We start from the raw sequence: 21,812 nt of genomic DNA on the forward strand, positions 1-21,812 counted from the left end.
GGCGATCCTCGGCGGTGGCTGCCGCGCGGGATGCGGGAAGCTGGGTGCATGCTGCACCCGGCGGGTGACAATCACGCGATGGGTTGATGACGAGGCGGTGATGAAAGTTCCGCCTGCCCATCGGAAGCTTGGCCGTCAGCGTTCGCCCTCGACCACGCTGACGGTGGCGGTGGTACCGGCGCGCAGGCGGTCGCGGCCCTTGTAGTCCGGGTCGATGGCGATGCGCACGGGGATGCGCTGGGCCAGTTTGACCCAGGTGTAGCTCGGATTGATGTTCGCCAGCAGTCGCGCGCCAGGGGCGTTCTCGCGGTCGGTGATGGCGAAGGCGATGCTTTCGACGCGGCCGTCGAAGCGCTCGCCGCTCATCAGTTGCACGTTCACCGCGTCGCCCTCGCGGATTCGCGGCAGCTTGGTCTCCTCGAAATAGCCGCCGACATAAAAGGAATCGCTGTCCACCAGCGCCACCAGTGAATGGCCGGCGGTGGCGTAGTCGCCTGCGCGGGTCAGCAGGTTGGTCACATAGCCGTTCACCGGCGCCACCACCTGAGTGCGTTCCAGGTCCAGGCGGGCCTGTTTCTGCGCGGCTTCGGCCAGCGCCACGTTGGCCTGCGCCAGGCCCAGGTTGGCCTGTTCGCGCAGCAGCTGCGCCTCGGCCACGGTGACATCGGTATGGGCCTTCTCCCATTCCTCGTTGGAGATCGCCGAGCGCGCCTTCAGCTCCTTGCGGCGGACTTCCTCGCTCTGCCGCTGGCGCAGCAGTGCCTGGTTGGCGGCGATGGCTGCCTGGGACTGGCCGAGCGCGGCGCGAGCGACTTCCACCGCGCGATCGGCATGCAACACCGCCAGCTCGTAGCGCGCCGGATCGATGATCAGCAGCAGCTCGCCCTTGCTGACGTGCTGGTTGTCTTTCACCCGCAACTCGACGATGCGCCCGGTGACGTCCGCCGAGACTGTCACCACGTCGGCACGCACCCGGGCGTCGCGAGTCCAGGGCGCACGGGTGTAGTAGGTCCAGGCGAAGAAGCCGAGGACCAGGGCGAGCGCCACGACGGCCAGGGTGATCAGTGGCGGCAGGGCTTTGCGCAGGCCGGCCATTCAGTGCAGCGCTCCCATGAGCAGGATCAGGCCTGCACAGAGGCAGGCGTAGAGCGCTCCTTCGAACAGCGCCTCGTGCCAGACCAGGCGCAGTACGCCGAGTCGGCGCAGGCTCCAGTCCAGCAGCAGGAAGATCGGCAAGGCCAGCAGCAGGGCCTGGGCCAGCGGTGGCAGGTAGACCCCGCCCAGTTCGATATCAACGGGCATGCAGCGCGGGTTCCCCATGGTCGTCGTGGAAGGCGGTGGATTCGCCGTAAAGGTCGCGGAAGCGCTCCAGCAGGTCGGCGGCCACCAGCAGCGCCACGCCGCTGACGAACACCGGGCGCATGGCGTCGCCACTGGGGTAGCTGCCGTGGCTCTGCAGCTCGTCCAGTTCGTTGCCCAGCTCGCGCATGGCCGGCAGCACCCGGTGCAGCGGGGCGGCGGGTGGCTGGTCGAGGCAGGCGGCGAGCTCATCCAGCAGCAGTGACAGGCGCTCGCGCAGGGCTTGCGGTAGGCCACCGGGGTTGAGGCTTTCGCGGCGCAGCTGGTGCAGCACCACGCCCAGGGTCATGCTCGCCAGGCTGCACTGGAAGCGCTCGCCGGACTGGCTGTCGCGCGCCGCCGGCAGCAGCCCGAGCATGATCGCCAGGCGGTCCACCATGCGGCTCTCGAACAGGAACCGGCGCGCCTCGCTGGGTTTGGACAGCAGCACCGAGCGCACCTCGGCGCGGGTCCGCCGCGACTGGCGGCGCAGCCGGGCGTCGGCGTCGAAGGGGAACACCCAGGCATACACCAGCAGCGCCAGCACGCCGGCGCTGACATAGCCGCCGGCGAACTCGAACCATTGCAGCGACGTGTTGATCCACGCGCCCTGGTTCTGCGGGCCCACCAGCAGGAAGGTCGACAGCCCCAGGCCGATGCCGATCCCGGCGGTCTGCGGATTGGCCAGGCCCACCGCGATCACGTACAGCAGCGGCGTGAGGAACAGTGCGAGCATCTCGAAGTCGCCGACGCTGGGCAGCAGCAGGAATTGCAGCAACGCCGCCGCTACCAGCGCCATTGCCAGCCCGCGCATGTAGGCCAGGCTGGCCATGAGCGGGCGCGGGAAGGTGGCCAGCAGGGAGCAGAGGATGCCGATCAGGATCATCCCGGCGCGCGCGCCGTCCCAGGCGGTTTCCACCCAGATCCAGCCGGCGCAGCACAGCGCGACGAAAGCGCGGGTGGCGTTCATCGCCGCCAGGTGGAAGTCCAGGTGCAGCGCGTGGGCCTGGCTTTGCGGGTAGGAACTGCTGCCGGGGCGGCCCTCCTGGATCGCTTCGCTCAGTTCGATCATCTCGTCCAGCTGTTGCATCAGCCGTGCCTGCTCGAAGCGCAGGGCCCAGGCCAGGGAGCGCAGCGACGTGGGCAGGCCGTCGGCGAGTTCCTCGGCCTGCCGTGCGGCGGCGTCGAAGCGCTGGCGCAGCTGGGTGATGCGTTTGCGGGTGGTGCTGGGCAGGTCGCGGCCGAATTCGGCCAGTTCGGCAAGGCAGGCCAGCTCATCCTCGCGTAGCCGCCGCACGGATTCCGGCAGCGGGCCGGTCAGGCGCGCCTCGATCAGTTTGCGCTGGCGCCGCAGGATGGCCAGTCGCGACGTCATCAGCACCAGCTGGTTGGCCAGCTGCTGCACCAGTTCATCGGCGCCGCGCAGGCGCGGGGCGTCGAAGTAGAGGTGGCGGCGCAGCATCTCCAGGGCCGCGATCTCGCCCAGCAGTTGCTTCTGGCGTTGCTGGAAGTCCTCCTCCAGCTCTTCGCCACGGATGACCGCAGCGGCGTGCACAGCGATCAGGCGGATCAGCTGGTCGACCTTGGCGAAGTAGCCGCGCGCCACGCTCTGCGGGCGCGCGAAGAACAGGCTGACCAGCGTCACGCAGGCTACGCCCAGCAAAGTCTCGGTGACGCGGGTGATGGCCAGGGTATAGGTGGATTCGGGCGCCGGCTGGGCCAGCAGGGCGACTATCACGGCGGTGAAGCCGCTGAGAACGAAGGCGTGGGAGTGCGTGAAGCGCATCAGCGTGCCGCCGGCCGTGCAGATCGCCAGCCACAGCGCCAGGGTGACGATGAAGGGCAGGGGCGCCTGGGGGAACAGCGCCATGATCGCCACGGCGACCATGGCGCCGATGGTGGTGCCGATCACCTGGGCGAAGCTCTTCTGCAGCGTCATGCCGGCCAGCGGGGTGCTGATGATGACGACCGTCATGGTCGCCCACTTGGGCTGGTCGAGGTCGAGCAGGAACGCCAGGTACAGCGTCAGCAGACCCGCGACTACGGTGCGCAGGGCGAACAGCAGGGTGTCGCGGCCGGGATGGATGATGGCGCGCAGATACAGCAGCATGGGTGACATGCCGGGCCCTCGATCTTGGCGGGAGGACGCCCGTCGATGCGGTGCGTCGCGAACCCTGTTCAGTGTGGTCGAGGTTTTCCGGCTGTGGGAAATTTCTTAGGTCAGCCGGTGGCGTGCAGGGACTGCGCCAGGCGCTCCTGGATGAAGTCGAGGAAGCACTGGATGCGCAACGCCAGCTGCGAGTTGCGGTAGTACACCGCATGGATTGGCTGGCGGCGTTCGCTGGTCATTTCCGGCAGCACACGTACCAGCCGCCCGGCGCGGATGTCGTCGCAGGTCATGAAGCTGGCGAGGCAGGCGATGCCCTGGCCGCCGATGGCCAGTTGGCGCAGGGTCTCGCCGCTGGAGGCGGACAGTGACGGATTGACGGTCAGGGTATCGCCACCAGCGTGACGGATCGGCCAGATGTTCAGTGCTTCGGGCTGGGTGAAGCCCAGCAGCGAGTGGCCGAGCAGCTCTTCCAGGTTGCACGGCGTTCCGTGGCACTCCAGGTATTGCGGCGCCGCCAGCAGGCTCAACCGGCTGCTGCCCAGCGGGCGGGCGTGCAGGCTGGAGTCGGCGAGGTGGCCGATGCGGATGGCGATGTCGGTGCTCTGCTCCAGCAGGTCGATGTTGAGGTCGTTGGTGTTGAGCTGCAGCTCGATGTCCGGGTAGCGCTCGCGGAACGCGCCGATATGCGGCACCACGGCATGCAGCATGAAGGGCGAGGCGGCGTTGATCCGCAGGCGTCCGGCCGGGGATTGCTGGCGCAGGGCGAGGCGTTCCTCCAGGGCATCCATCTGTTCGAGGATGTGCCGGGCGTTCTCCAGGAAGAACTCGCCTTCCTCGGTCAGCTTCATCCGCCGCGTGGTGCGGTTGAGCAGGGTGGTACCGAGCTTTTCCTCCAGCTTCGACAACGCCCGGCTCACGGCCGAGGGCGTCAGCCCCAGTTGCTCGGCGGCGGCCGTGATGGAGCCGCAGTCGATCACCGTGGCGAAGGTCTTGAGTTCGTCGGAATGGGCTTTCATCGGTGGGCCTGTTCGGGAGCGGCGGGGTGGATTCTAGAGGTTTGGTCCAGGTGGGGGTCGCTTTTCTGTAGGAGCGAGCTTGCTCGCGAACCGCATCGCAGCGAAGGTTGGTTCGCGAGCAAGCTCGCTCCTACAGGCTGACTTCGGTGCTTCGGTTGTCGTAGGAGCGGACTCTGTCCGCGATCGACTCATCGCCACTCCGTTCAATCACGGAGCACGGCCAGCCAATCGCGGACGGAGTCCGCTCCTACGGGATATCGCGCCAGGGTGAGGTTAGCGTCAGTACGTCCCCGGATAAGCGCCGCCATCCAGCAACAGGTTCTGCCCGGTCAGGTAGCCGGCCTGTGCGCTGCACAGGAAGGCGCAGAACTGGCCGAACTCTTCCGCGCTGCCGAAGCGCCCGGCGGGGATTTCCTGCTTGCCGGCCTCCACCAGCTCATCTTCGTCGCGCCCGCTCAGCTGGGCGGCGCGCTGGAAGCCGCTGCGCAGGCGATCGGTATCGAAGGAGCCGGGCAGCAGGCCGTTGATGGTCACGTTCCTGCCCGCCACCTGCGGTTGGCGCGCCAGGCCGGCGATGAAGCCGGTCAGGCCGCTGCGCGCGCCATTGGACAGCCCGAGAGTGGCGATTGGCGCTTTCACCGAGCCGGAAGTGATGTTGACGATGCGGCCGAAACCACGCTCGGCCATGCCGTCCACCGTGGCCTTGATCAGCTCGATGGGCGTGAGCATGTTCAGCTCCAGGGCGCGCAGCCAGTCTTCGCGCTCCCAGTCGCGGAAATCGCCGGGTGGCGGGCCGCCGGCATTGTTCACCAGGATGTCCACCTGCGGGCAGGCGGCGAGCAGCGCGGCACGCACCTCCGGCTGGCTGATGTCGCCGGCCACTTCGCGCACTTTCACGCCCAGCTGGCGCAACTCGGCGGCGGTGGCGGCGAGGGTGTCGACGTCGCGGGCGTTGATCGCCAGGTTCACGCCCTCGCGGGCCAGCGCCCCGGCGCAACCCTTGCCCAGCCCCTTGCTGGCGGCGCAGACCACGGCCCAGCGGCCCTTGATGCCCAGATCCATGTTGTTCTCCTGTTCATTGCGAGTCGCCGGAGCGTCCGGCATCGGTAGACACAAGCGGACTCCGTCCGCGATAGGCTGGTCGTGCTCCAGGGTTGGCCGGAGCCGTGGCGAAACGATCGCGGACAGAGTCCGCTCCTACGCATGATCGTGCCGCGGCGCGGCACCGTCAGGCGATGACTGCCGGCACCGGCAGCAGACTGATCCATTTACCGCTGCCTTCGCCGGACTTCAAGCGCCGCAGCGCTTCGGGCAGTTCGGCGAAGTCGAACAACTGCTTCGCTGGCGCCTGCAGTTGGCCGTTGGCGACGCCCTGCATCAGGCTTGCTGCCGCCTGGTGCAGCTCCTGCCAGTCCAGCGCTTCGCCGTGGGCATGGATGCTGTTGAGCGCCACTTCGTGCAACGAGATGGCGGTGCTGAAGGCTGGCAGCGGGGCGCTTTCCTGGCGGTCCTGGATGCACACCAGGTGGCCGTTGTAGCCCAGCAGCGGGGCGAGGCTGGCGGCGTGGTTGCCGCTGACGGTATCGAAGATGCCCTGCAGGCGGCGCGGGCCGAGGGCTTCGCGCAGGTGCTGGGACCACTGCCCGTCGCGGTAGTCGAAGACCCCGGCGATACCTAGTTGCAGCAGGTGTTCGCGGTGTTTCGGCGCCGCGGTCACCCACACGCGCAGCCCGCGTTGCAGTGCCAGTTGCGCGAGCAGGTAGCCGACGGCACCACCGGCGCCAGTCACCAGCACATCGCGGTGGTTGCAGGTCGGCAGTTTTTCCAACGCCTGCCAGGCCGTGAGGCCGGGACAGGGCAGGCTGGCGGCGGTGGCGTCGTCTAGCGAGTCGGGCACCGGGTAGACAGCACGGGCGCGCAGCAGCGTGTACTCGGCAAAGCTGCCGCCGCGAGTCAGCGCCTGGTGGTAGGCGACGCGGGCGCCGGCACGCAGGTTCACCTCGCTGCCCACCGCAATGACGATGCCGACACCATCCACGCCAGGCACCTGGCCTTGCTGCCAGTCATCGCGGCCCCAGTCGATCATCTTCCAGTCCACCGGATTCAGCGCGATGGCGGTGTTGGCCAGCAACACCTCGTCCGGACCGGGCTGGGGAATCGGCAGGCGCGCCTGTTTCAGGCCATCGAGGCCGGCGCCGGGCGTCCAGGTCCAGGCGGCATAATCTGCAGTGATAGCGCTCATGAAGACTCCTTGGAAACGGGAAAGCCGCCCCCGGTGGGGCGGCTGTCGGTCAGCGGCGGATCAATCCCAGGCCGGGGCCAGGCTTTCCGGGCTGGTGATGCGTTCGTTGCGTTCCAGTGCAGCGATGGCGGCCATGTCGGCGTCGGTCAGGCGCAGGTCGACAGCGCGCAGGTTGCCTTCGAGGTTCTCGCGCTTGGTGGACGACGGGATCACCGAGTAGCCCAGCTGCATCGCCCAGGCCAGGGTGACCTGCGCTGGCGTGACGCCGTGGCGCTGGGCGATACCAATGATCACCTCGTCGCTGAGCACCTTGCCGTAGCCCAGGGTCATGTAGGAGGTGATGTGGATGCCCTGGCTCTGGGCGAACTCCACCACCTTGCGGTTCTGCAGGTAGGGGTGCAGTTCCACCTGGTTGGTGGCGATCTGGCCGGCGCCGACAGCGGCAATGGCCTCCTGCATCAGGGCGATGGTGAAGTTCGACACGCCGATCTCGCCGGTGAGGCCCTGGGCCTTGGCTTCGGCCAGGGCACCCATGAACTCGGCGACCGGTACCTGGCCCTTGGGCGACGGCCAGTGGATCAGGGTCAGCTCGACGCGGTCGGTACGCAGCTTGTGCAGGCTGTCCTTGAGGCTGGGGATCAGCTTGTCGGCGGCGTAGTTCTCGGTCCAGATCTTGGTGGTCAGGTACAGATCGTCGCGCTTCACCTTGCTGCCGGCGATGGCTTCGCCGACGTCGGCTTCGTTGCCGTAGATCTGCGCGGTGTCGATGGCGCGGTAACCCAGGTCCAGCGCGGTGCGAATCGAGTCGATGACGGTCTGGCCCTTGAGGCGGAAGGTGCCGAGGCCGAAGGCGGGAACGCTCATGGAAGAACTCCTTGTGGTCGATCAGTGAGTGGGAACCGCGCCAGGGGCAGCCGGTTCCATGGAATTGCGCCGGTCCAGACGACCGCTGAGGGCGGTCAGGCCGAAGGCGGCGAGGGTGACGACAGCGGCGATCCAGGGCGTATGGCCCAGGCCCATGTGGCTGACCACCAGGCCGCCGGCCCAGGAGCCACCGGCCACGCCGAGGTTGAACGCGGCGATGTTGAAGCCGGCGGCCACGTCCACGGCGTCCGGCGCCACGCGCTCGGCCTGCTGCACCACGTAGACCTGCAGCCCCGGCACGTTGCCGAAGGCGACGGCGCCCCAGGCGAGTACGGTCAACACCACCAGCCACGGGTTGCCGGCGGTGAAGGTGAGCACCAGCAGCACCGAAGCCAGCAGGCCGAAGATGATCTTCAGGGCGCTCACCGGGCCGCGTTTGTCAGCCAGGCGGCCGCCCCAGATATTGCCGATGGCCACCGAGACACCGTAGGCCAGGAGCACGGCGCCGACCATGTTCGGGCTGAAGCCGGCCAGGTCCTGGAGGATCGGCGCGAGGAAGGTGAAGGCGATCAGCGAGCCGCCGTAGCCCACTGCGGTCATCGCGTAGACCAGCAGCAGGCGCGGCTGCAGCAGCACGCGGGCCTGGCGCAGCAGCGGTGCCGGCGGCGTGTGCTGGATGTTCTTCGGCACGAACAGCAGGCTGCCGAGCAGGGCGATCACGCCAAAGGCGGCCACCACCAGGAAGGTCACGCGCCAGCCCAGGTGCTGGCCGATGAAGGTGCCCAGCGGAATGCCGGTGACGAAGGCCACGGTCATGCCGCTGAACATGGTGGCGATGGCGCTGGCGGCCTTGTCCTTGCTCACCAGGTTGGTGGCGATGATCGAGCCGACCGAGAAGAACACGCCGTGGGCGAGGCCGGTGAGGATGCGCGCGACGATCAGCGATTCGTAGCTCGGAGCCTGCCAGGCCACCAGGTTGCCGACGGTGAACAGCGCCATCAACCCGACCAGCAACGCCTTGCGTGGAATGCGCCCGGTCATGGCGGTCAGTAGCGGCGCGCCGATGGCGACGCTCAGGGCATAGAGGCTCACCAGCAGGCCGGCGGAGGGCAGGGTTACACCCAGGTCGCTAGCGATGGTGGGAATCAGGCCGACGATGACGAACTCCGTCGTGCCGATGGCGAAGGCACTGAGCGTCAGCGCCAGGAGGGCGAGGGGCATGGTGTGGGGCTCCGGACGAATGGGATGCGATGGGAGGCATTGTCCGGAAGTCAGCCCTTGAGAAAAACGCGGTGAAGGGCAAAGGATAGTTGATCCTGAATCACGAATAGGGCGAGGGTCTACGCTGCAGGCAGTGATCAAGGGCACCCAGGACGAGGACTCAGCCATGCACTACACCGGCACCTGCCACTGCGGCGCGGTGGCTTTCGCCTTCGACGCGGAACTCGACGAACTGGTGCGCTGCGACTGCTCGTTGTGCGGCAAGCGCAACGCGCTGATGGCAACCGTGCCGAAGGACAACTTCCGACTGACCCGCGGCGATCAGGCCTTGCGCCTGTATCGCTGGAACAGCGGCGTGGCGCTGCACTATTTCTGCGGAACGTGCGGGATCTACGTCTATCACCAGCGCCGCAGCAACCCGGCGCTGCTCAGCGTGAACGCCTGCTGCATCGACGGGTTCGACCCTGAATCGCTGCCGCTGCGGCGGGTGGATGGCAGGAGCATGACCACCGTGGCAGCGCCCGACCTGTAGGGCCCCGCCCGCGATGTAGCCACGCTGGCAACGGGATGTTGGCAGTGCGCGGGCATGAAAAAACCGGCCCGAAGGCCGGTCGAAGATGACAGCGGAATTGAGCGCTCAGCGCATCACGCGCGCTTGAGCACCAGGGTGAGGATGTCGTAGCTGGCCACCAGCTCGCCGAGCTGGTTGGTGACTTCCACGTCCCAGGCCACCACGCCCTGCGGTTCGCCCTTGGGGCTCTTCTTGCCCTGGTCGATCTTGCGCTTGCAGGTCAGGCGCGCCTGAATGGTGTCGCCGATGCCCACCGGGTTGATGAAGCGCAGGGTGTCCAGGCCGTAGTTGGCCAGCACCGGGCCGACGCCGGGCGAGACGAACAGGCCGGCCGCCGCCGAGAGCACGAAGTAGCCGTGGGCGATGCGCTTGCCGAACTGCGAATCCTTGGCTGCCAGTTCGTCGAAGTGCATGTAGAAGTGGTCGCCCGACAGGCAGCCGAAGTTGACCAGGTCGGCCTCGGTGACGGTGCGGCGGTGGGTCAGCAGCGACTCGCCGATCTTCAGGTCGTCGAAGTAGCGACGGAACGGGTGCACCTCGGTCTCGTAGACCTGGGCGCCGCGCACGTACTCGCCGGTGACGGCCATCAGCATGGTCGGCGAGCCCTGTACGGCGGTGCGCTGCAGGTAGTGCTTCACCGCGCGCACCCCGCCCAGTTCTTCGCCGCCACCGGCGCGACCCGGGCCGCCGTGCTTGAGCACCGGCAGCGGCGAACCGTGGCCGGTGGATTCGGCGGCGGACTCGCGGTCGAGGATGTGCAGTCGGCCGTGCAGGGCGCCCATCACCGGGACGACTTTTGCGGCGACCTGTGGATCACGGGTGATCAGGCTCGCTACCAGGCTGCCCTTGCCGCGGGCGGCTAGGGCGACGGCTTCGTCGATATCGTCGTAGGCCATCAGGGTGGTCACCGGGCCGAACGCCTCGATGTCGTGGGCGCCACCTTCGGCGTGCGGATCACGGCTGCGCAGCAGGGTCGGGGCGAAGAATGCGCCTTCGGCCACGCCGTCGCCGCGCGGGGCGAAGCCGTCCTTCGCGCCGAAGACCAGTTCGCTGGTTTTCAGCAGGGTTTCCACGCGCTCGGCGACGTCGGACTGCTGGGCATGGGAGGCCAGGGCGCCCATCTTCACGCCTTCCACCGACGGGTCACCGACCACCACTTTGGCCAGGCGGTCACGCAGGCGTTCGGCCACGGCGTCGATGTGCTTGGCCGGCACGATGGCGCGGCGGATGGCGGTGCATTTCTGCCCGGCCTTGACGGTCATCTCGCGGGCCACTTCCTTGACGAAGAGGTCGAACTCTTCATCGTCCGGGGTGACATCCGGGGCAAGGATGGCACAGTTCAGCGAGTCGGCCTCGGCGTTGAACGGCACCGAGTTGCGGATCAGGTTCGGATTGACGCGCAGCTTGGCGGCGGTGTCCGCCGAGCCGGTGAAGGTGACGATGTCCTGGCCCTGCAGTCGGTCCAGCAGGTCGCCGGTGCCGCCGATGATCAGTTGCAGACTGCCGGCCGGGAGCAGGCCGGATTCGTGCATCACGCGCACGGCGGCTTCGGTAATGTAGCTGGTGGCGGTGGCCGGTTTGACGATGCACGGCATGCCGGCGAGGAAACTCGGCGCGAACTTCTCCAGCATCCCCCAGATCGGGAAGTTGAAGGCGTTGATGTGCACCGCGATGCCGCCGCGCGGCACCAGGATGTGGCTACCGGCGAACTTGCCGGTCTTGCCCAGCGGCATGGCCGGGCCTTCGTGGACCACGTTGCCCGAGGGCAGCTCGCGGCCGCCGACTCCGGCGTAGGCGAACAGGGTGCCGGCACCGCCTTCGATGTCGATCCAGCTGTCGGCGCGGGTGGCACCGCTGTGGCGGGAAATCTCGTAGAGCTGCTCCTTGCGCTCGGTCAGGTACAGCGCCAGGGCCTTCAGGCGCTGGGCGCGCTGCTGGAAGTCCATGGACATCAGTTCCTTGAGGCCCTGCTCGCGGGCATGGGCGACGGCTTCGGCGAAGTCCAGCGCCTCTTCGTGGGTGCGCGCCACGGTCTGGCCATTGAGCGCGCTACGCAGCGCCTGGGCGCCGTGCTGGCCGACCCAGCGGCCGCCGATGAAACTTTGCAGGATAGGCTCTTGGGCCATGGTTGTTGTCCTCCGGATCGCTACGCAAGGGTGCCGGCTGCTGCCGGTGACCGCCGCGCCGGGTGGGCGGCGGCGGCGCGTTATGTATTGGCGGGACGATGCCGCCGGGTTAAGGCCGCCAGGGGTCTTGTGGGCCGCTGGCGGTGAAACGTGAACGACTCTTCGTGGGGCGTGGCCGATCGCGGACGGAGTCCGCTCCTACGCGGGGATCGGCTTCGGGTAGGAGCGGACTCCGTCCGCGATCGATTTCACCGCCACGCTGGCGTCAATCGGTTCGCGAGCAAGCTCGCTCCTACAAAAGCGCAGAGCCAGATCAGAGCTGGTCGAAATCGAGGACCACCTTGTCGCTGATCGGATACGCCTGGCAGCTCAGCACGTAGCCCGCTGCCACTTCGTAGTCCTCCAGCGCGAAGTTGCTGTCCATTTCCACTTCGCCGGAAACCACCTTGCACTTGCAGGTCGAGCACACGCCGGCCTTGCACGAGTAGGGCAGTTCGGCGCCCTGGGCGTTGCCGGCGTCGAGCACGCTGACGCTGTTGCGGGCCAGCTCGAAGGACAGCTCGCGGCCGTCGCTGATCACGGTGATCTGGCTCTTCGCGCTGTCGACCGCAGCGGCAGCCTGGCGGGCTTCGCGCTTGCTCTCGCTGCCGGCGGCGGCGAACAGTTCGAAGTGGATGCGTTCGGCCGGCATGCCATTGCCCTTGAGCTGGTCGCGCACGGTCTCGGTCATCGCCTGCGGGCCGCAGATGAAGGCAGCGTCCAGGCTCTTCACGTCGAGCCAGCGGCTGAACAGCTGGCCGCACTTGTCGGCGTCGATACGGCCGTTGTAGAGGTCGACGTCCTGCTGTTCGCGGCTGAACACGAAAATCAGGTTCAGGCGCTGCAGGTAGCGGTTCTTCAGGTCTTCGAGCTGCTCGCGGAACATTGCGGCGTTGCTGGATCGGTTGCCGTAGAGCAGGGTGACGCGGCTGTTCGGCTCGGTTTCGAGGGTGGTCTTGACGATCGAGAGGATCGGCGTGATGCCGCTGCCGGCGGCGACCGCCAGGTAGTTGCCATGGCGCGCCGGGTCCAGTTCGACATTGAAGTGGCCGGCCGGCGGCATGACTTCCAGGCTGGCGCCGACCTTCAGCGTCTCGTTGGCGTAGGCGGAGAAACGCCCGCCCGGCACGCGCTTGATCGCCACGCGCAGCTCGCCGTCATTCACGCCGCTGCAGATGGAGTAGGAGCGGCGCACTTCCTCGCCGTCGAGCTGGGTGCGCATGACCAGGTGCTGGCCATGCTGGAAGCGGAAGCTGTCGGCCAGGTCCGCCGGGACGGCGAAGGCGATGGACACGGCATCGCGGGTTTCCGCGCGCACTTCCTTGATTTTCAGGCTGTGGAACTTGCTCATTGTTCTTCTCCGGCGGCGGCGCCGCTCAGATGCACTTGAAGTAATCGAATGGCTCGCGGCAATCGATGCAGCGGTACAGCGCCTTGCAGGCAGTGGAGCCGAACTGGCTGAGCTGCTCGGTGTGCAGGCTGCCGCACTGCGGGCAGCGCACTTCCGGGGTCTCGCCAAGCAGGCTGCGCTTGCTGGTGCTGCCGGCCGGCGGGGCGATGCCGTAGTCGCGTAGCGCCTGGCGGCCGCTGTCGCTGATCCAGTCGGTGGTCCAGGCCGGGCTCAGGCGGCGCTCCAGTTGCGGCGCGGCGAAGCCGGCGTGCTCCAGGGCGTGCTGGATGTCCTGCTCGATGACTTCGGTGGCCGGGCAGCCGGAGTAGGTCGGGGTGACCACCACGTGCAGGTGCCCGTCCTGCCAGTCGAGCCCGCGCACGATGCCCAGTTCGACCACGCTGACCACTGGCACTTCCGGGTCCATCACCGCGCCGAGCACGTTCCAGGCGCGGCTGAGGTCGTCAGCCGTGCCGGCGCGCGCGCCGCGGTCGCTGGTAATCAGCTCACCAGGTTGCATCGGGGTAGGCCCGCTGGAGGAACTGCATCTCGGCCAGGAGGATGCCCAGGTGCTCGGTGTGCAGGCCACGGCGGCCGCTGAGGTAGAAGTTCACTGCGGGCTCCGGCAGCGGCAGAGTCGCGGCGGCGAAGATGTCGGCAACCTTGGCTTTCCAGGCGGCGGCGAGTTCTTCCGGGTTCGGCGCGACGCCTTCGGCGGACAGGCGCTGTTCCACTTCATCCGCGTTGCACAGCTCGACGGTGAAGCGCCATACCTGCGGGATCGCCGCGAGCATGCGCGCATGGCTTTCCTCGGTGCCGTCGCCCAGACGCTGCATCCACTCGGAGGAACGGCGCAGGTGGTAGGTGACTTCCTTCAGGCCCTTGGCAGCGATGGCGGCGATGCGCTCGTCGCTGGAGCTGCTCAGGGCGTGCAGCACGTGGAAGTGCCAGGCGTCATAGAGGAACTGCTTGGCGATGGTCACGGCGAAGTCGCCGTTCGGCTGCTCGACCAGCAGGAGGTTGCGGAAGGCGCGTTCGTCGCGGCGGAAGGCCAGGTGGTCGGCGTCGCGGCCGTCGTCCAGCAGTTCCACGGCGTACTCGTACCAGTTGCGCGCCTGGCCGACCAGGTCGAGGCCGACGTTCATCAGCGCCAGCTCTTCTTCCAGGGCCGGGGCGTGGCCGCACCATTCGCACAGGCGCTGACCCTGGATCAGGGCGCTGTCGGCGAGGCGCAGCAGGTATTCGATCTTGTCAGAATTCGGGTTCATCGCACGCGATCTCACATGTGGCCGACTTCGGGCGGCAGCTCGTAGAAGCTGGCGTGGCGGTAGACCTTGTCCTGCGCCGGGTCGAACAGCGGGTCCTTCTCGTCGGGGGAGGAGGCGGTGATCAGCGCGGAGGGCACGACCCACAGGCTCACGCCTTCGTTGCGGCGGGTGTACAGCTCGCGGGCGTTCTCGATGGCCATGGCGGCGTCGGCGGCATGGACGCTGCCGACATGCTTGTGGTTCAGGCCGTGCTTGCTACGGACGAACACTTCAAAAAGGGTCCATTCGGACATGGCTTCTGTCTCCTCGCGACTCAGGCGGCGTCTTTCTTCTGTTGTTGTTTGCGGGCGTAGGCGACCGCGGCTTCGCGGACCCAGGCGCCGTCTTCGATGGCCTTGCGGCGGGTGGCGACGCGCTCGGTGTTGCACGGGCCGTTGCCCTTGAGCACTTCGTAGAATTCTTCCCACTGGATGTCGCCGAAGTCGTAGTGGCCGCGTTCCTCGTTCCACTTCAGGTCCGGGTCCGGGGCGGTGCAGCCGAGCAGTTCGAGTTGCGGCACGGTCTGGTCGACGAAACGCTGGCGCAGTTCGTCGTTGCTCTGTCGCTTGATCTTCCAGGCCATGGACTGGGCGCTGTTGGGGGAGTCGGCGTCGCTCGGGCCGAACATCATCAGCGCCGGCCACCAGAGGCGGTTGATGGCGTCCTGGACCATGTCCTTCTGCGCCTGGTTGCCGTGGCGCATCATGGTCAGGAGGATTTCGTAGCCCTGGCGCTGGTGGAAGCTCTCTTCCTTGCAGATGCGGATCATCGCGCGCGAGTAGGGGCCGTAGGAGGTGCGCTGCAGCACCACCTGGTTGACGATCGCCGCGCCATCCACCAGCCAGCCCACCGCGCCCATGTCGGCCCAGTTCAGCGTCGGGTAGTTGAAGATGCTCGAGTACTTGGCCTTGCCGCTGTGCAGCTTTGCGATCTCGGCGTCGCGGTCGGCGCCCAGGGTTTCCATGGCGCTGTAGAGGTAGAGGCCGTGGCCGGCTTCGTCCTGGATCTTCGCCATCAGCTGCAGCTTGCGCTTCAAGGTCGGCGCGCGGGTCACCCAGTTGCCCTCGGGCAGCATGCCGACGATCTCGGAGTGGGCGTGCTGGGAAATCTGCCGGATCAGCGTCTGGCGGTAGGCGTCGGGCATCCAGTTCTTCGCCTCGATCTTGATCTCGGCATCGATCTTCTCCTGGAAGGCGCGTTCTTCCGGCGACATCTCGTCCAGCGCCTTGATGCGCTTCACGCCGGTCTCAACCAGTTGTGCGTACATGCTGTGTCTCCAGCCTTCTGTCTTGTTCGTGGGGCGGCCTTGGCCATGGCAGTAGTTTTAAATGATACAGAAATGAATGTCTAACACTAAATGATGTGTCGTAAATGGATTGTGTATCGCTTCGGCGGGCTTTTGGGGGTGGGTGGGCGCGCAAAGGAGCACGTTTCACCGAAATAATTCGGTAAAAAGTGAGAATTCTGCAGGGATTTATCGGAATTCTGCGGCGTATTTGTCTGGGCGTGAATGGCGCCTGCCATTCACCGGAAAGATGACAAAGTGATACGCAAATTAATTTTTATGAATGAATCATATGTGGTGGTTAGGAGGGGTTGTAGGAGCGAGCTTGCTCGCGAACCATGCTTGCCGATGACCAGGCGTCGAGCGGTTCGCGAGCAAGCTCGCTCCTACAGTAAAGCCACGGGGATCAGGCCTGGACGATCACCTGGAAGCCGCCAAAGATCATGCGTTGCCCGTCGAAGGGCATGTCGTTGAAGTCGGTCTTCATCCGGGCGTCCTCCATGAACTTCTTCATGCCTTCGTCCCGCGCCTGCTTGCTGGGCCAGGTGATCCAGGAAAACACCACGGTTTCGTCCTCCTTGCGCTTCACCGCCATGGGGAAGGAGGTCACCTTGCCCTCGGGTACGTCATCGCCCCAGCACTCGACGACGCTCAGTGCGCCATGCTCCTTGAACAGCGCCGCCGCCTTGCGCGCCACCTCTATGTAGCGTTCCCGGCTGGCAGTGGGCACCGGTACGAGGAAACCATCGACATAGGTCATCGCTCTTCTCCTGCGATTGGGCAGGCGGCTGGATGCCGCCTGCCTTTGAGGAATAGTCGAAGGAGAGACGGATAGATCGACAGGGATGAGGGGTGGGACGACGGATGGTTGTCGAATTCTGGAAAATGATTGCGCTGGATGCCTGCATGCCGACTTGCTTGCCGGCAAAGTGGAGGAGGTGGGGTGTCTTACGCATCCGGATAGAGACGATCGGCCACCTGGTCATGCGCTGTTCGGCATGGCCTGCTTCCTGGGCTGTGTCTGATCGGTACCAAGAGGGGGAGAAGCATGCAAGTCGATGAGCTGTACGCGCTGTTGGACAAATTGCAGATCGGTTTCGAGAAGGTCGAGCATCCGGCGTTCGGGTCCATCGCCGACTTTCACGAGGCGGGCATCGAGTTTCCGGGGCAGAACGTCAAATGCCTGTTCCTGCGTAATCGCAAGGGCAGCCGCTATTTCCTGCTGATCCTGGATGAGCTCAAGAGCGCCGATCTGGCTGCGCTGGCCGTGCAGATCGGCGAAAGCCGGCTGTCCTTCGGCTCCGAGGAAAGACTGATGGAGCTGATGGGGCTGACGCCGGGTTCGGTCACGCCGTTCGCCCTGGCGGATGACCGGGAGCAGCGCATCAGCGTCCTGCTCGACGATGGGATTCGCCAGGATGACCTGGTCGGCTTCCATCCGTTGATCAATTCCGAAACCTTGTGCATCCAGTACGCCGACTTGTTGAAGTTCCTTGCGCATACCGGGCATGTGCCGGTGCAGGTCACGATCTGAGGCAGGCGCGCCTGCAACCAGGCATCCGTCCGGAAACGACAATGCCCGCGCCGAGGGGGCGGGCATTGCGTTGGACTCAAGGTTTCTTCCGTTCTAACGAGGCCCGCGACGCTCAGCCCTTGGGCCGATTGTCATACACGTGGCAGGCCTTGCCTTCCGAGCGCTTGAGGCTGTGGGACGGCTGCACCAGCACGCGGGCGCTGACGCCGATGTGGGTCTTGATCTGCTTGCCCAGCTCGCTGCCGATGGCCTTCTGCTCGTCCGCCGACAGGTTCTGCTGGTCGTGGCGCAGCTCGACGTGGACGTCAATGCAGTCGAGGTTGCCGTTGCGGTGCAGGTGGATCTCGTAGCACTCGGCGAGTTGCCTGATCTTCAGCACCTGCTCCTCGACCTGGGTCGGGAAGACGTTGACGCCGCGGATGATCAGCATGTCGTCGCTGCGGCCGGTGATCTTGTCGATGCGCCGCATAGGCCGCGCGGTGCCGGGCAGCAGGCGGGTCAGGTCGCGGGTGCGGTAGCGGATCATCGGCAGCGCTTCCTTCGACAGCGAGGTGAACACCAGCTCGCCGTACTGGCCGTCCGGCAACACTGCGCCGGTCGCCGGGTCGATGATCTCGGGGTAGAAGTGGTCTTCCCAGACGGTCGGGCCGTCCTTGGTCTCGGCGCATTCCATCGCCACGCCCGGGCCCATGATTTCGGAGAGGCCGTAGATGTCCAGGGCGGTGATGCCCATGCGTTCTTCCACGGCGCGGCGCAGTTCGGCGGTCCACGGCTCGGCGCCGAAGATGCCCAGGCGCAGCTTGAGGCTGTGCGGGTCGACGCCCTGGCGCTCGATCTCGTCGGCGATGTTGAGCATGTAGGACGGGGTGACCATGATGATGTCCGGCTGGAAGTCGCGGATCAGCTGGACCTGCTTCTCGGTCTGGCCGCCGGACATCGGGATCACGGTGCAGCCCAGGCGCTCGGCGCCGTAGTGCGCGCCCAGGCCGCCGGTGAACAGGCCGTAGCCGTAGGACACGTGCACCTTGTCACCCTTGCGCCCGCCGGCGGCGCGGATGGAGCGCGCGACCACGTTGGCCCAGGTGTCGATGTCCTTCTGCGTGTAGCCAACCACGGTGGGTTTGCCGGTGGTGCCGCTGGAGGCGTGCAGGCGCACGATCTCGTTCTGCGGCACGGCGAACATGCCGTAGGGGTAGTTGTCGCGCAGGTCGTTCTTGCCGGTGAAGGGGAACTTGGCGAGATCGTCCAGGGAGGTCAGGTCGTCCGGGTGTACGCCAGCCTCGGCGAAGCGCTTCTGGTACAGCGGGACGTTGTCGTGGGCGTGCTTGAGGCTCCAGCGCAGGCGCTCCAGCTGGTGCTGGCGCAGCTCGTCGACACTGGCGGTCTCCATCGGGTCAAGCAGGGCACGTTCGGCATCATGGTACATGTTCATGGGTTCACTCGATTTGTTCTTGTACGCCAGCCCGTAAGCGGGCTGCGAGTGTCATGGGAGCAGCATAACGCCCCCGTTCGCGGAAGGATTCGAACCCCTGCCAGAGACTTTGCTCTGTCTGCCAGCCGGTGCACTTGGCGACTGGCGGTGCGGGGTCCGAAGCTCCCTGTGGATCAGATTCTTTCGATGATCAGGGCGATGCCCTGGCCGACGCCGATGCACATGGTGCACAGGGCGTAGCGGCCGCCGCGTTCCTCCAGTTCATGCAGGGCGGTGGTGACCAGGCGCGCGCCGCTCATGCCCAGCGGATGGCCGAGGGCGATGGCGCCGCCGTTGGGGTTCACCCGTGCGTCGTCATCCTTCAGGCCCAGCTCGCGCAGCACGGCAAGGCCCTGGGCGGCGAAGGCTTCGTTGAGTTCGATCACGTCCATGTCGTTCAGCGACAGGCCGGCCAGCTCCAGCACCTTGCGGGTCGCTGGCACCGGGCCGATGCCCATGATCCGCGGCTCGACGCCGGCGGTGGCCATGGCGACCACGCGGGCGCGGGCCTTCAGGCCGTGACGTGCGGCGGCGGCCGGGGAGGCCATCAGCAGCGCACAGGCGCCGTCGTTGACGCCCGAGGCATTGCCGGCGGTGACGCTGCCGTCTTCGCGGAACGGCGTGCCGAGCTTGGCCAGTTGCTCCAGGGTAGTATCGCCGCGCGGGTGTTCGTCCTGCTCGACCACCTTGGCCGGGCCTTTGCGCTGGGCAATCTCCACCGGGACGATTTCCTTCGCCAGGCGGCCATTGGCCTGGGCGGCGGCGGCCTTGTGCTGGCTGCGCAGGGCGAAGGCATCCTGGTCTTCGCGGCTGATGTGGAACTGTTCGGCGACGTTCTCGGCGGTTTCCGGCATGGAGTCGATGCCGAACTGCTGTTTCATCAGTTTGTTGACGAAGCGCCAGCCGATGGTGGTGTCGAAGATTTCCGCGCTGCGGCCGAAGGCCTGCTCGGACTTGCCCATCACGAACGGCGCGCGGGACATGGATTCCACGCCGCCGGCCAGCATCAGTCCGGCCTCGCCGCAGCGCAGCGCGCGGGCGGCGCTGCCCACGGCGTCCAGGCCGGAGCCGCACAGGCGGTTGAGCGTGGTGCCGGGCACGGTGACCGGCAGTCCGGCCAGCAGCGAGGCCATGTGCGCGACGTTGCGGTTGTCCTCACCGGCCTGGTTAGCGCAGCCGAAGATCACGTCGTCGATGGCGCTCCAGTCCAGCTCCGGGTGGCGCTGCATCAGGGCCTTCATCGGGATCGCCGCGAGGTCGTCGGCGCGCACGCCGGACAGGGCGCCGGCGTAGCGGCCAATCGGCGTGCGCACTGCGTCGATGATCAGGGCGTCAGTGAGGTCTGTCATTCGGAGGTCTCCTGCGCCAGCACGGTGCCGCGCACTTTGTAGGATTTGCCGTGGAACAGGGCGATCAACTGGCCCTGGGAATTCTCGATGCGCACGTCGTAATTGCCGGTGCGGCCGCTGCGGCTTTGCTCGAAGGCGCTGGCGATCAGCTCGTCGCCTTCGCGGGCCGGCGCCACGTAATCGATGCTGCAGCCGATGGCGACGGTGGCGTCGTTGTAGCTGTTGCAGGCGAAGGCGAAGGCCGAGTCGGCCAGGGCGAACAGGTAGCCGCCATGGCAGGTGCCGTGGCCCTGGATCATGTCTTCGCGCACACGCATCGACAGCTTGGCGTTGCCCGGGCCGGCATCCAGCAACTGGATGCCCATGCGGCGGGTGGCCTGGTCGCGCTCGTACATGGCTTCGGCGCAGTCTCGGGCCAGACGGGTGGCGTCAGTCATGAAAAGTTCTCCCCTCGGCATGCAGGCGGCGCAGCAGCAGGGACGGGCGATAGCGGTCCTCGCCGTAGGCGGTCTGCAGGTTGTCGAGTACGCGCAGCACGTTGCCGATGCCGATCTGCCCGGCCCAGGCCAGCGGGCCCTGCGGGTAGTTCACGCCGGCGCGCATGGCGAGGTCGATATCAGCGGCGCTTCCCACGCCTTGCAGCACGGCATCGGCGCCTTCGTTGGCAAGCATCGCCACGGTGCGCAGCACGGCGAGACCGGGTGTGTCGCTCAGGCGGCTGGTGGCGATTCCTGCCTTGGCCAGCAGGGCGACGGCCTGGTCCAGTGCTTCGGGCGTGGTGTCCGCCGAGCAGGAAATGCCCAGGCGCGAGGCCTTGGCGTAATCCAGCGCGAGGTCGATCAGCACCAGATTGCGCAGGCCGTCCTGCTTGGCGCGCTGGCTGGCGAGACGGCCATCGGACAGTGCGATTACCGCATCACCGACACGCAGCAGGCCATTGCCGGCGCGCTGGACGATCTCGATGCCGGCGTCTTTCAGGCGCTGCGCCAGCGGCTGGGCGACGCCCAGGTCGCCTTCCAGTACGCAGGCGCTGACATTCGAGGCGCTGCTCAGGCTGGCCGGCTGCGGGCGCTCGGCACCTTCGGCGTAGTCGTAGAAGCCGCGGCCGGTCTTGCGGCCGAGGCGACCGGCGTCCACCAGCTCCTTCTGGATCAGCGAGGGCTGGAAGCGGAAGTCGCCGTAATAGGCGGCGAACACCGAGCAGGTCACGGCGTAGTTGACGTCGTGGCCGATCAGGTCGGTCAGCTCGAAGGCGCCCATGCGGAAGCCGCCGGCATCGCGCATCAGCGCATCCAGCGTCGCGCAGTCGGCGGCGCCTTCCTGCAGCAGGCGCAGGCTTTCGGCGTAGAAGGGGCGCGCCACGCGGTTGACGATGAAGCCGGGGGTGGATCGGGTGTGAACCGGCTTCTTGCCCCAGACCAGCGAGGTGGCGTACAGGCTGTCGGCCAGCGCCGGATCGGTGGCGAGGCCGGAGACGACTTCCACCAGCGCCATCAGCGGCGCCGGGTTGAAGAAGTGCATGCCGACTACTTGCTGCGGGCGTTTGAGGCCGGCGGCGAGGCTGGTGATGGACAGCGAGGAGGTGTTGCTGGCGAGGATGCAGTCCTCTGCACACAGCGCTTCCAGCTGCTGGAACAGGCCGCGCTTGATCTCCAGGTTCTCGACGATGGCCTCGATCACCAGCTTAGAGTCGGCCAGCGCCTCGATGGCTTCCACCGGTTGCAGGCGGGCGACGATGGCGCTGCGAGCTTCGGCGCCGAGCTTGCCTTTTTCCACCAGCCGGCCGAGCTGGCGGTCGATGCCGTCGATGGCCTGGGCGGCGGCGCCGGGGCGGTTGTCGTAGAGCTTCACCGGGTGCCCGGCCTGGGCGGCAACCTGGGCGATACCCGCACCCATGGCGCCGGCACCGATGACCGCGACTTTCGCGTCTTGCTGAAGTGCGATCATCA

The 21,812-nt window shown here is 66.8% G+C and carries 21 protein-coding genes; 2 read left to right on the plus strand and 19 right to left on the minus strand.

From position 1 onward, the window contains the following. Positions 1 to 135 precede the first annotated feature (135 nt). The 8 genes from G4G71_RS14840 to G4G71_RS14875 all read right to left on the minus strand — a co-directional run bounded on the left by G4G71_RS14840 (position 136) and on the right by G4G71_RS14875 (position 8,791). Positions 136 to 1,095 (minus strand): HlyD family secretion protein, encoded by a 960-nt coding sequence (locus G4G71_RS14840; RefSeq protein ID WP_169938717.1) that lies wholly within the window; start codon positions 1,093 to 1,095, stop codon positions 136 to 138. Beyond that, complete coding sequence (locus G4G71_RS14845; protein ID WP_037010560.1) at positions 1,096 to 1,302, minus strand: DUF1656 domain-containing protein; 207 nt, start codon at positions 1,300 to 1,302, stop codon at positions 1,096 to 1,098. After that, the gene (locus G4G71_RS14850; RefSeq protein WP_169938718.1) at positions 1,292 to 3,457 is read right to left on the minus strand and encodes an FUSC family protein; all 2,166 of its coding nucleotides are present in this window, start codon (positions 3,455 to 3,457) and stop codon (positions 1,292 to 1,294) included. Before G4G71_RS14850 ends, G4G71_RS14845 begins: the two co-directional genes overlap by 11 nt. A gap of 101 nt (positions 3,458 to 3,558) precedes the next feature. Then, on the minus strand, positions 3,559 to 4,464 hold the full coding sequence (locus G4G71_RS14855; RefSeq protein WP_169938720.1) for a LysR family transcriptional regulator: 906 nt from the start codon (positions 4,462 to 4,464) through the stop codon (positions 3,559 to 3,561). A gap of 279 nt (positions 4,465 to 4,743) precedes the next feature. Next, positions 4,744 to 5,526: an SDR family oxidoreductase gene (locus G4G71_RS14860; RefSeq protein ID WP_169938723.1), complete on the minus strand. Its 783-nt coding sequence runs from the start codon at positions 5,524 to 5,526 to the stop codon at positions 4,744 to 4,746. 166 nt (positions 5,527 to 5,692) lie between these two features. After that, positions 5,693 to 6,697, minus strand: coding sequence for a zinc-binding dehydrogenase (locus G4G71_RS14865; protein ID WP_169942681.1), 1,005 nt, complete (start codon positions 6,695 to 6,697; stop codon positions 5,693 to 5,695). A 69-nt stretch (positions 6,698 to 6,766) separates the two neighbouring features. Then, the gene (gene dkgB / locus G4G71_RS14870; protein ID WP_169938725.1) at positions 6,767 to 7,570 is read right to left on the minus strand and encodes a 2,5-didehydrogluconate reductase DkgB; all 804 of its coding nucleotides are present in this window, start codon (positions 7,568 to 7,570) and stop codon (positions 6,767 to 6,769) included. Between the two features lie 21 nt (positions 7,571 to 7,591). Then, positions 7,592 to 8,791: an MFS transporter gene (locus tag G4G71_RS14875; RefSeq protein WP_169938727.1), complete on the minus strand. Its 1,200-nt coding sequence runs from the start codon at positions 8,789 to 8,791 to the stop codon at positions 7,592 to 7,594. A gap of 166 nt (positions 8,792 to 8,957) precedes the next feature. Here G4G71_RS14875 and G4G71_RS14880 point away from each other — a divergent pair, with 166 nt between their 5' ends. After that, positions 8,958 to 9,323: a GFA family protein gene (locus tag G4G71_RS14880; RefSeq protein ID WP_169938729.1), complete on the plus strand. Its 366-nt coding sequence runs from the start codon at positions 8,958 to 8,960 to the stop codon at positions 9,321 to 9,323. Between the two features lie 113 nt (positions 9,324 to 9,436). Here the strand turns inward: G4G71_RS14880 and paaZ are convergent, their stop codons facing one another. The 7 genes from paaZ to G4G71_RS14915 form a co-directional block, all read right to left on the minus strand. Then, positions 9,437 to 11,488: a phenylacetic acid degradation bifunctional protein PaaZ gene (gene paaZ, locus G4G71_RS14885; protein ID WP_169938731.1), complete on the minus strand. Its 2,052-nt coding sequence runs from the start codon at positions 11,486 to 11,488 to the stop codon at positions 9,437 to 9,439. Positions 11,489 to 11,801: 313 nt separating this feature from the next. Further along, positions 11,802 to 12,878, minus strand: a complete 1,077-nt coding sequence (gene paaE, locus G4G71_RS14890) for a 1,2-phenylacetyl-CoA epoxidase subunit PaaE (protein WP_169938733.1) — start codon at positions 12,876 to 12,878, stop codon at positions 11,802 to 11,804. Positions 12,879 to 12,903: 25 nt separating this feature from the next. After that, the gene (paaD, locus tag G4G71_RS14895; protein ID WP_054907023.1) at positions 12,904 to 13,437 is read right to left on the minus strand and encodes a 1,2-phenylacetyl-CoA epoxidase subunit PaaD; all 534 of its coding nucleotides are present in this window, start codon (positions 13,435 to 13,437) and stop codon (positions 12,904 to 12,906) included. Continuing rightward, positions 13,424 to 14,185 carry a 1,2-phenylacetyl-CoA epoxidase subunit PaaC gene (gene paaC, locus G4G71_RS14900; RefSeq protein WP_169938735.1) on the minus strand — a complete coding sequence of 254 codons (762 nt, stop codon included), beginning with the start codon at positions 14,183 to 14,185 and terminating at the stop codon, positions 13,424 to 13,426. The genes paaD and paaC overlap by 14 nt, the downstream gene beginning before the upstream one ends. Before the next feature lie 11 nt (positions 14,186 to 14,196). Further along, positions 14,197 to 14,478 carry a 1,2-phenylacetyl-CoA epoxidase subunit PaaB gene (gene paaB / locus G4G71_RS14905; RefSeq protein WP_024764426.1) on the minus strand — a complete coding sequence of 94 codons (282 nt, stop codon included), beginning with the start codon at positions 14,476 to 14,478 and terminating at the stop codon, positions 14,197 to 14,199. A gap of 20 nt (positions 14,479 to 14,498) precedes the next feature. After that, complete coding sequence (paaA, locus tag G4G71_RS14910) at positions 14,499 to 15,491, minus strand: 1,2-phenylacetyl-CoA epoxidase subunit PaaA (RefSeq protein WP_054907021.1); 993 nt, start codon at positions 15,489 to 15,491, stop codon at positions 14,499 to 14,501. Between the two features lie 424 nt (positions 15,492 to 15,915). Further along, positions 15,916 to 16,269 (minus strand): DUF1428 domain-containing protein, encoded by a 354-nt coding sequence (locus tag G4G71_RS14915; protein WP_024764428.1) that lies wholly within the window; start codon positions 16,267 to 16,269, stop codon positions 15,916 to 15,918. A gap of 288 nt (positions 16,270 to 16,557) precedes the next feature. Between G4G71_RS14915 and G4G71_RS14920 the strand changes: the two genes are divergently transcribed. Beyond that, entirely contained in the window at positions 16,558 to 17,043 is a 486-nt protein-coding gene (locus G4G71_RS14920) for a prolyl-tRNA synthetase associated domain-containing protein (protein ID WP_169938737.1), read from the plus strand. Between the two features lie 112 nt (positions 17,044 to 17,155). Here the strand turns inward: G4G71_RS14920 and paaK are convergent, their stop codons facing one another. The 4 genes from paaK to paaH form a co-directional block, all read right to left on the minus strand. Next, a complete protein-coding gene (gene paaK / locus G4G71_RS14925) occupies positions 17,156 to 18,475 on the minus strand; it encodes a phenylacetate--CoA ligase PaaK (protein ID WP_169938739.1) in 1,320 nt (439 codons plus the stop codon). A 173-nt stretch (positions 18,476 to 18,648) separates the two neighbouring features. Further along, positions 18,649 to 19,863: a 3-oxoadipyl-CoA thiolase gene (gene pcaF, locus G4G71_RS14930; protein ID WP_169938741.1), complete on the minus strand. Its 1,215-nt coding sequence runs from the start codon at positions 19,861 to 19,863 to the stop codon at positions 18,649 to 18,651. After that, on the minus strand, positions 19,860 to 20,300 hold the full coding sequence (gene paaI / locus G4G71_RS14935) for a hydroxyphenylacetyl-CoA thioesterase PaaI (protein WP_169938743.1): 441 nt from the start codon (positions 20,298 to 20,300) through the stop codon (positions 19,860 to 19,862). Before paaI ends, pcaF begins: the two co-directional genes overlap by 4 nt. Then, positions 20,293 to 21,810, minus strand: a complete 1,518-nt coding sequence (gene paaH / locus G4G71_RS14940) for a 3-hydroxyacyl-CoA dehydrogenase PaaH (protein WP_169938745.1) — start codon at positions 21,808 to 21,810, stop codon at positions 20,293 to 20,295. Before paaH ends, paaI begins: the two co-directional genes overlap by 8 nt. Positions 21,811 to 21,812: the final 2 nt, after the last annotated feature.

It is taken from the genome of Pseudomonas multiresinivorans, from assembly GCF_012971725.1.
Classification (GTDB): Bacteria; Pseudomonadota; Gammaproteobacteria; order Pseudomonadales; family Pseudomonadaceae; genus Pseudomonas; species Pseudomonas multiresinivorans.